The following is an 8,424-nucleotide window of genomic DNA, read 5'->3' as shown; positions in this document are numbered from 1 at the left end:
CAACCCTCTCCCGCGAGGGGAGAGGGAGTTAAAACGGGGCTTTCATAAGCACATTTCAAGTGTTTTAGGCATCTAGCGCTTGATAGACAAGCGCTAACAGCTATCAATTTCATAGTATTCAGCCCCATGACCACATCCCCCTCCTCCCCAGGCGCCCTCGTTGGCATCAAGGTCCTCGACCTCTCCCGCGTGCTCGCCGGCCCCTGGTGCACGCAGATCCTGGCCGACCTGGGCGCGGATGTCGTGAAGGTGGAGCGCCCCGGCGCAGGCGATGACACGCGCCACTGGGGGCCACCCTTCTTGAAGGACGCGGAGGGCAACGACACCACGCAGGCCAGCTATTTCACGGCCTGCAACCGCAACAAGCGCTCGGTGACCATCGACATGGCCACGGCGGAGGGGCAACAGCTCATCCGCCAGATGGCCCAGCAGGCCGACATCCTGGTGGAGAACTTCAAGGTGGGCGGCCTTCAGCAATACGGGCTGGACCACGAGAGCCTGCGCGCGCTCAACCCGCGCCTCATCTACTGCTCCGTCACCGGCTTCGGGCAAGACGGCCCCTACGCCGAACGCGCCGGTTATGACCTGATGATCCAGGCCATGACCGGGATGATGAGCATCACCGGCCGGGCCGATGGCGAGCCCGGCGGCGGCCCGCTGCGCGTGGGCGTGGCGCTGACCGACCTGTTCACCGGCGTGTACGCCAGCACCGCCATCGTGGCCGCGCTGAACGTGCGCGACAACGCCACCAGCGGCACTGGCCTGGGCCAACACATCGACATGTCGCTGCTCGACGTGGGCATGGCCATCCTGGCCAACCAGGCCGCCGGCTTTTTGGCCACGGGCACCGCGCCCACACGCCAGGGCAACAGCCACCCAAGCCTGGCGCCGTACCAGGACTTCCCCACGCAGGACGGCGCCATGCTGCTGGCCATCGGCAACGACGGGCAGTTCCAGCGCTTTTGCGCCGCCGCAGGCCAGCCCCAGTGGGCCACCGATGCGCGCTATGCCACCAACACGCTGCGCGTCAAACACCGCACCGACCTGATCCCTGCCATGGAAGCCGTGACGCGCACACGCACCACCGCCGACTGGATCACGCTTCTGGAAGACAAGGCCGTGCCCTGCGGCCCGATCAACACCATCGCCCAGGCGTTTGACGATGCACAGGTGAAGGCACGCGGCCTGGCCGTGGCACTGCCGCGCTGGGCGGAGGGGGACACCGCCCAGGACGGCGTGCAGCAGATCACCGGCGTGGCCAGCCCGCTGCGCCTGTCGGCCAACCCGCCCGTGCTGCGCAACGCCCCCCCCGCGCTGGGCCAGCACACCGACGAGGTGCTGGGCGAGCTGGGGCTGGATGCAGCGCGCATTGCGGCGCTGCGGGCCAACGGGGTTTTGTAGCCACCGGGCCAACACGGGCGCAGGCCCACTCAGAATCCACCCACGCTGTGCACCAACAGCGGAACGGCCTTGCCCAACTCGGCAAGGCCGTTTTTTTATCAGTTCGGCATCAAATTGGACATCAGCGCTTATCCATCAAGCGGTAGCTGCTATTAATTTGATACCGACCACGTGCAAACACCGCACCGCCACGCCCTCGGCCATGGGTGAAAAATTCATGTACAAAAATTTACATCCCTCTCCATAATGGCAGTGGGAATCTCTCCGGCACGACACACCGCGCGCGCCGGTTGACCGAGACGGGGGGCGCAGCCGAACCACTGCCACCAAGCATGGCAGGGCAAGGCCAGGGCCCACCGGAACTTGCCCGCGACTGCGGTGATTTGTGGACCCAACAGGAGTTCCCCATGAAGCTCAGCCTCAAGCTCCCCCTGGCCTTTACCGTGTCGCTGCTTTTGCTGTTTGCAGCGGCGCTGTTTGGCATCAGCCGCCTGAACCAGGCGCTGGACACCTACCAGACCACCGTGGCCCAAAGCTTTGAACATGAGCGATTGGCATCCAGCATGCTCAACGAGTTCAAGGTGCAGGTGCAGGAGTGGAAAAACGTGCTGCTGCGCGGCAAGGACCCGGCCCAGCTCACGCGCTACTGGGCTGCGTTTGAAAAGCAGGAAAAGTCCATCAAGGACCATGCGCAGAAGCTGACAGCCGCCCTGCCCCCGGGTGAAGGCCGCGAGCGTGTGGTGCAGTTTGCCAAGGCCCATGAAAACATGGGCGCGGCCTACCGCAAGGGGTTTGAAGCCTTCAAGGCCGCCGACCACGACCCGCAGGTGGGCGACAAGGCCGTGGCGGGCATGGACCGCGAGCCTTCGCAGCTGATCGACCAGGCTGGGGATCTGATCGCCAAGGCCAGCAGCGAAGTGGCGGCAAGCGCAGCAGCCACCGCACAGCGCGCCACCACCATCAGCCTGGTGGTGATGCTGGTGGTGTGCGCGCTGGGCATTGCCGGGGCCATTGCCTTCAGCCGCACGGTGGTGAACCCGCTGGACAACGCGGTGCGTGTGTCGCAGGCCGTGGCCGGGGGCGACCTGACGGTGGCGCGGCATGTGGCGGGCAAGGACGAGATTGCCCTGCTGCTCAACGCCCTGCACGACATGCAGATCAGCCTGTCGCGCGTGGTGAGCAACGTGCGCAACAACGCCCACAGCGTGGCCGCCGCCAGCACCGAAATCGCGCTGGGCAACAACGACCTCTCGGCCCGCACCGAGCAGCAGGCCAGCGCGCTGGAGGAAACCTCGGCATCGATGGAAGAGCTTAGTTCCACCGTGCAGGCCAACGCCGAAAACGCGCGCCAGGCCAACCAGCTGGCGGTGAGCGCGTCCACCGTGGCCGTCCAGGGCGGCGATGTGGTGGCCGAGGTGGTGACCACCATGAAGGGCATCAACGACAGCAGCAAAAAGATCGCCGACATCATCAGCGTGATCGACGGCATCGCTTTCCAGACCAACATCCTGGCGCTGAACGCCGCCGTCGAAGCCGCGCGGGCGGGTGAACAGGGGCGCGGCTTTGCCGTGGTGGCCAGCGAGGTGCGCAGCCTGGCCCAACGCAGCGCCGATGCGGCCAAGGAGATCAAGACGCTGATACACGCCAGTGTGGAGCGTGTGGAACTGGGCACCGCGCTGGTGGACAAGGCCGGAGCCACCATGACCGAAGTGGTCGCCTCGATCCGCCGCGTGACGGACATCGTGGGCGAGATCAGCGCCGCCAGCAGCGAGCAGAGTGCAGGCGTGGCCCAAGTGGGCGAGGCGGTGATGCAGATGGACCAGGCCACCCAGCAGAATGCGGCCCTGGTGGAAGAAAGCGCTGCGGCCGCCGACAGCCTGAAGGGGCAGGCGCAGCAGCTGGTGGACGCGGTGTCGGTGTTCCGCCTGTCAACCGGCGAGCACGCAGCGGCGGGCGTGCACGTGCCCCGCCTGGCTGCCGCCTGACAGGCTGGCCAAGGGCTGGTGCGCCCTGTGGCGCCGGGGCACCGATACGGCCATGGGCGCCTGCGGGCGCTCGGTACTGCGTCTCCGCGCTCAGGGCCCCATGCATGGGCCTGTGCAGAGAAGAAAATCCAATAAAAAGGCCTCTAACGCTTGTCTATCATGCGCTGTAAGCTATATTTTTTATAGCAACCAAGCCTGTTCAGGTTCCACTGCTCGCTGCAAGGCCTGCAGCGCCTCGATCAATGCCGGCGCCACCAGTGGGTGCGTGGCCATCTCGTTTTCTGCCAGGTGTGCGCCCAGCAACGGAAGGCTCAGGCACGCAGGCTCGACGATGCGCGCAGACATCGTCCGCAGTGTTTCGCGCAGCGCATCATCGGCGTGGTGCGCGCGGGGCGAGGCATTGAACACCGCCACCGGCTTGTTCACAAAGGCCTCCTGGCTCACCAGCCAGTCGAGTGCATTCTTGATCACCCCCGTCACACCGTGGGCGTATTCGGGGCTCGCGATCAGCAGCGCATCGGCCCACGCCACATCGGCCTGCAGACGCAGCGCGGCGGGTGGCGGTTGTGCCTCCAGGTCGGGGTTGAAAAGCGGCAGCTCACCCACCGCCACGCACCACGCGACCTCCATGCCAGGTGGAGCAACACGTGCCGCCGTGCGCAGCAACGCAGCGTTGATGGAGGCAGCGCGCAGGCTGCCGCACAGGGCCAGAATTTTCATGGAGCCATTCTGGCCCAGCCGCACGCCCAAGCCGGTGGCGGCAACCGGTTGCGCGCCGCTCAATCCCCGTGCGCGGGCTCCAGCGCCTTGAACTGGGCCATGGTGTCCAGGCAGGCGCGCGCCACTTCTGCGCCCTTCTTCACAAAGTGCTCGCGGAAGAACTTGAGGTGGTCTTCGTGCTCATGAAAATCGCGCGGCGTGAGCACGGCGGACATCACGGGCACGTCCGTGTCGAGCTGCACGCGCATCAAACCGTCGATGACGGCGGTGGTCACAAACTCGTGGCGGTAGATGCCGCCGTTGACAATGAGCGCGCAGGCAACGATGGCGTCGTAGCGCCCGCTTTGCGCCAGCCGCTTGGCCAGCAGCGGAATCTCGAACGCGCCGGGCACCTCGAACTGGTCGATCTGCCCCGCAGGCAGCCCGCTGCGCGCGAACTCGGCCACGGCGGCATCACGGGCCTGGTCAACGATGTCCCGGTGCCAGCTGGCGCAGATGACCGCAACCCGTTCGCTGCGGTGCGCAATCGCTGTGCGGCCGCTTTGGTCGGCGTTGGCAGCAGCGGCATGGTGGGAATGGAAGGACTGATTCATGGATTTTCTCGAACAAAGAAAAGGGTTACCAGAATCAGGGCGCGCGCGAACAGAGCCCCTTGCATGGCAAGGCAGCTGCCCACACGCATGCGGCCCAGCGAACAGCCCCTGGCCCTGCAGGCACGCCCGACCTCACGATCAGACAGCCCCGCACAGCCCGGCACCGCGCACCCGACACGCACACAGGCAACCACCCCGGCGGGAGGCCCATGGCTTCGCGATCTCTTTCATCCGGACTGTGACCGTCGGCTCTGGCATCGCACCAGATCTGCTGACCCTGCGGGGCTTAAGAACCTGATCAATGTCTTTTTGGAGATCGCGTTGGAGTGCAATCGGGATGAGTGGAAGCCTCGGATGCGCCGCATGGGCTCATGCCCATGCAAGCAACCAAGGCTTCCAATCGCCCGATTTCACCCCAACCCTTCGGGCAAGAGCCTTTTCGGGCGGTCTGCGGTGTTGCGGCGCTTGTGGATAGCTGGGCTATCCACTGCGCCCCGCGCCTAGCATCCCATCCCGAAAAGGTTCTTGCGCGACTCCAAAAAGACATTGATCAGGTTCCAACTGCCCTGCAGGCGCTCGCGGGCTGCTGCAGGCTTTTTCAGCCCGCAGATACCGCCGGTGGGGAATTTCGCCCCGCCCTGAGAACGCAATCGGCCCCGGAAACACTCCGGGGCCAACGGACGGATTCTAGGAGCCTGTCGGACTTGGAGCGTCGAACGCGAAAATTGACCCCAGCGAGGACAGTTTTTGCCGGATTTGCAGCCCCATAGCCCGGCTATGGGGCAAGAAGACGGTAAAAAATGGACCGCTGCGGTCAATTTGCAGCCGACGATTTCCAAGTCCGACAGGCTCCCAGGGGCTTACCCTGTGGTCTCCGGTCACCCATGCGATTGGCAACACCGGCAGTGCCGTTTTTGCAGCCACCCGGGGTTCATTCAGCGCGGCTTTTCGAACCCGCCCTGGGCCCAGGCCGTGGCGCTGTGGGTGGTGAGCTTGAACGTGGGGGGCACGGGCACACGTGCCAGCTCCTCCCCCAGGTCGTCCATGGCACTCAGCGTGGCGGTGGCGCCTTCTTCGTCCGGCACGATGGCGAGGGCCACGCGCAGGCGCTGGCCCTCGGCCGTGGTGATGCTCACGTTCTTGTTGAGCTGCGCGTGCAGCTGCTGCTCGTGGCGGCGCAGCACCTCGCTGGCGGTTTTGACCAGCGTGTTGAAGGCCGACACATCCAGGGGCTTCGGGTTCTTCTTGTCACGCCCCATGGTCCAGGGGCCCACCAGCGCAGGCTCAGACTCGCCATGCAGCGTCATGGACACAGCCCAGCCATCGTCATCCTCGTTCTTGATGACCCGCGCCATCCAGCGCTCGTCGCTCCACAAGCGGGGTTCCTGGATGGGGGTGGGGGTGTCGTCGGCAGAGTCGGTCATGGGGCAGCAGGCAGGTTCGGTCAAAGGGCGCAGAGCATAACGGCGTGGTGAGGAAGGACGGGGATGCAAACCGTCCCAACGGGGTGGACAAGCCCCAAAAGCCGTCGTTTTCGATAACTTTTGGTTATTGCCAAAGTGGGACGACCATCGGCCATCACGGCTCGTCAAAGCCAGCGCCCGCCGTCTCGCGCAGCACATCGATGAAGGCCTGCGCGGCGGGTGTCGGCGGCTCCCCCAGCCGCGTGATGAGGCCATAGCTGGGCATGCGGTCTGGCAGGTCCACGGGGATACGTGACAGCAGTCCTTTGTTCACGTATTTCTCAACCAGGGCGGCGGGCTGCAGCGACATCATGTTGGTGGTGTTCATCAGCTCCAGCGCAAACAAAAAGGACGGCGTCTCCACCACCCCCGCCGTGAGCGCCAGGCCTGCGCCGCCAAACAGGTCGTCCGACACCTTGCGCACGGCGGTAGAGGCGGGGTACAGAATCCACGGCCAGTGGGCCAGCTCGGTCAGGGCCAGGTCCGCCCCTCCGCGCAGGGGGTGGTGCAGTCCGCCCACCACGGCCAGCGGCTCGGCCGACAGGCGCTCGTAATGGAACTGGCTGCGCTGGGCCTCGTCGGTAAAGCGCCCGATCATCAGATCGATCTTGCGCTCGGCCAGCCATTGGATCAGCTGGTCGCTGCTTTGCTCCAGGATCTTGAGCACCAGCAAGGGCCGCAGGCGCTGGATCTCGACCACCGACGCCACCAGCAGATGGGCCGCCGAGCCCGTGATGGCGCCAATCGTCAGGTGGCCATGGCCGCCTTGTTTGAGGGCATTGAACTCATCCACGAATTGGCGCTGGCCATCCAGCGCGGCACTGGCATAGCGCAGCGTGAAAAGCCCCAGTTCGTTGGGCCGCATGCCACGCGACAGACGGTCGAACAAACGCGCCTCCAGGATTTCTTCAATGTCCATCAGGATCTTGGTGGCCGCAGGCTGCGTGACGTGCATCTGCTCGGCCGTCAGGCGCAGGTTGCGGGTGCGTCCCAGGATGTCCAGAAACTGCAAATGCCGAAACCGCAGCCGCGCACAGGCCTGCGCCAAAGACAAGGGTTTACCCGGAAATGCGTCTGGACTCATAAGCGTTTGGAATGGATCGTAGCAAAAGATTCAGTGGACCCCGGCACGCGCGCTACCTAACCTGTGGCCTGCGTCGATGACGGTCCTGCAAAAGGACTGCAGGGCGCCGATGACCTCGGCCATCGAGACCCCAGCCATTCCAAAACGGAGACAAAAGCATGCAATTCAAAACCCTCGCCGTGGTCGCCACGGTGCTGGCCGCTCTGGCCGCCCCGGTGTCTGCACAAGTCAAGGAACACACGTTCAAGGTTGGCATCGGCCTGAGCGACGACCACCCTCAAGCGCAGGCGGTCAAGCACTTTGCCGAAAGGCTCCAGGCCAAGAGCGGCGGCAAGATGAACGCCAAGCTGTTTGCCAGCGGCTCCCTGGGCAACGACGTGAGCATGACGTCGGCCCTGCGCGGCGGCACGCTGGAGATGACGGTGCCAGATTCGTCCACGCTGATGTCGTTGATCAAGCCGTTTGGCGTGCTCAATCTGCCGCTCACCTTCAACAACGAGCAGGAAGCCGACGCGGTGCTGGATGGCCCCTTTGGCCAGAAGCTGCTGGCCATGCTGCCCGAGAAGGGACTCATCGGCCTGGGGTTCTGGGAGAACGGCTTTCGCCACGTGACCAATTCGCGCCGCCCCATCAACAAGGCCGACGATCTGGCGGGCCTCAAGCTGCGCGTGATCCAGAGCCCCTTGTTTTTGGACACCTTCAACGCCCTGGGCGCCAACGCCACACCCATGCCATTCACTGAGCTGTACACGGCCATGGAACAAGCTGCGGTGGATGGGCAGGAGAACCCACCGGCCACCATCCTGGCCAGCAAGTTCTACGAAGTGCAAAAGCACCTGGTGTTGTCGCGCCACATGTACAGCGCCTGGGTGCTGCTGATGTCCAAAAAGGCCTGGGATGGCTTGTCAGCCGAGGAGCAGAAGATCGTGCAGGAAGCCGCGCGCGAAGCCACGTTGTTTGAGCGCAAGACCATCCGCGCTTTCAGCGAAACCGCATTGGGCGAGCTGAAGAAGGCGGGCATGCAGATCACCGAGCTGCCTGCTGCCGAACAGGCCAAGCTGCGCACCAAGCTGCAGCCGGTGCTGACAAAGTACGGCAAGGAATTTGGTGAAGCAACCACCAGCGAACTGATGGGCGAACTGGCCAAGGCGCGCGGCGGCAAGTAAGCAAAGCCCGGC

The 8,424-nt window shown here is 64.6% G+C and carries 7 protein-coding genes; 3 read left to right on the top strand and 4 right to left on the bottom strand.

Annotated elements, in window-relative coordinates; all coding sequences use genetic code 11:
- Positions 1–126: 126 nt before the first annotated feature.
- Positions 127–1,401: a CaiB/BaiF CoA transferase family protein gene (locus ARADN35_RS0104095; protein ID WP_010459301.1), complete on the top strand. Its 1,275-nt coding sequence runs from the start codon at positions 127–129 to the stop codon at positions 1,399–1,401.
- Between the two features lie 407 nt (positions 1,402–1,808).
- Positions 1,809–3,386 carry a methyl-accepting chemotaxis protein gene (locus ARADN35_RS0104090; RefSeq protein WP_010459299.1) on the top strand — a complete coding sequence of 526 codons (1,578 nt, stop codon included), beginning with the start codon at positions 1,809–1,811 and terminating at the stop codon, positions 3,384–3,386.
- Between the two features lie 180 nt (positions 3,387–3,566).
- On the opposite strand, the gene ARADN35_RS0104085 is transcribed toward ARADN35_RS0104090, so the two are convergent.
- From ARADN35_RS0104085 to ARADN35_RS0104070, 4 genes are all read right to left on the bottom strand, one after another.
- Positions 3,567–4,106 carry an NADPH-dependent FMN reductase gene (locus ARADN35_RS0104085; protein ID WP_035197443.1) on the bottom strand — a complete coding sequence of 180 codons (540 nt, stop codon included), beginning with the start codon at positions 4,104–4,106 and terminating at the stop codon, positions 3,567–3,569.
- A 59-nt stretch (positions 4,107–4,165) separates the two neighbouring features.
- Positions 4,166–4,699 (bottom strand): 6,7-dimethyl-8-ribityllumazine synthase, encoded by a 534-nt coding sequence (locus tag ARADN35_RS0104080; protein ID WP_010459295.1) that lies wholly within the window; start codon positions 4,697–4,699, stop codon positions 4,166–4,168.
- A 935-nt stretch (positions 4,700–5,634) separates the two neighbouring features.
- Positions 5,635–6,123, bottom strand: coding sequence for a hypothetical protein (locus ARADN35_RS0104075; RefSeq protein WP_010459293.1), 489 nt, complete (start codon positions 6,121–6,123; stop codon positions 5,635–5,637).
- A 154-nt stretch (positions 6,124–6,277) separates the two neighbouring features.
- Positions 6,278–7,246, bottom strand: coding sequence for a LysR family transcriptional regulator (locus tag ARADN35_RS0104070; RefSeq protein ID WP_035197426.1), 969 nt, complete (start codon positions 7,244–7,246; stop codon positions 6,278–6,280).
- 158 nt (positions 7,247–7,404) lie between these two features.
- Between ARADN35_RS0104070 and ARADN35_RS0104060 the strand changes: the two genes are divergently transcribed.
- Positions 7,405–8,412, top strand: coding sequence for a TRAP transporter substrate-binding protein (locus tag ARADN35_RS0104060; RefSeq protein ID WP_010459288.1), 1,008 nt, complete (start codon positions 7,405–7,407; stop codon positions 8,410–8,412).
- Positions 8,413–8,424: the final 12 nt, after the last annotated feature.

Source organism: Acidovorax radicis N35 (assembly GCF_000204195.1).
GTDB classification, from domain to species: Bacteria; Pseudomonadota; Gammaproteobacteria; order Burkholderiales; family Burkholderiaceae_C; genus Acidovorax; species Acidovorax radicis.
The sequence above is the reverse complement of the archived record's forward strand: the minus strand, read 5'-3'. Positions and strand labels throughout refer to the sequence as shown.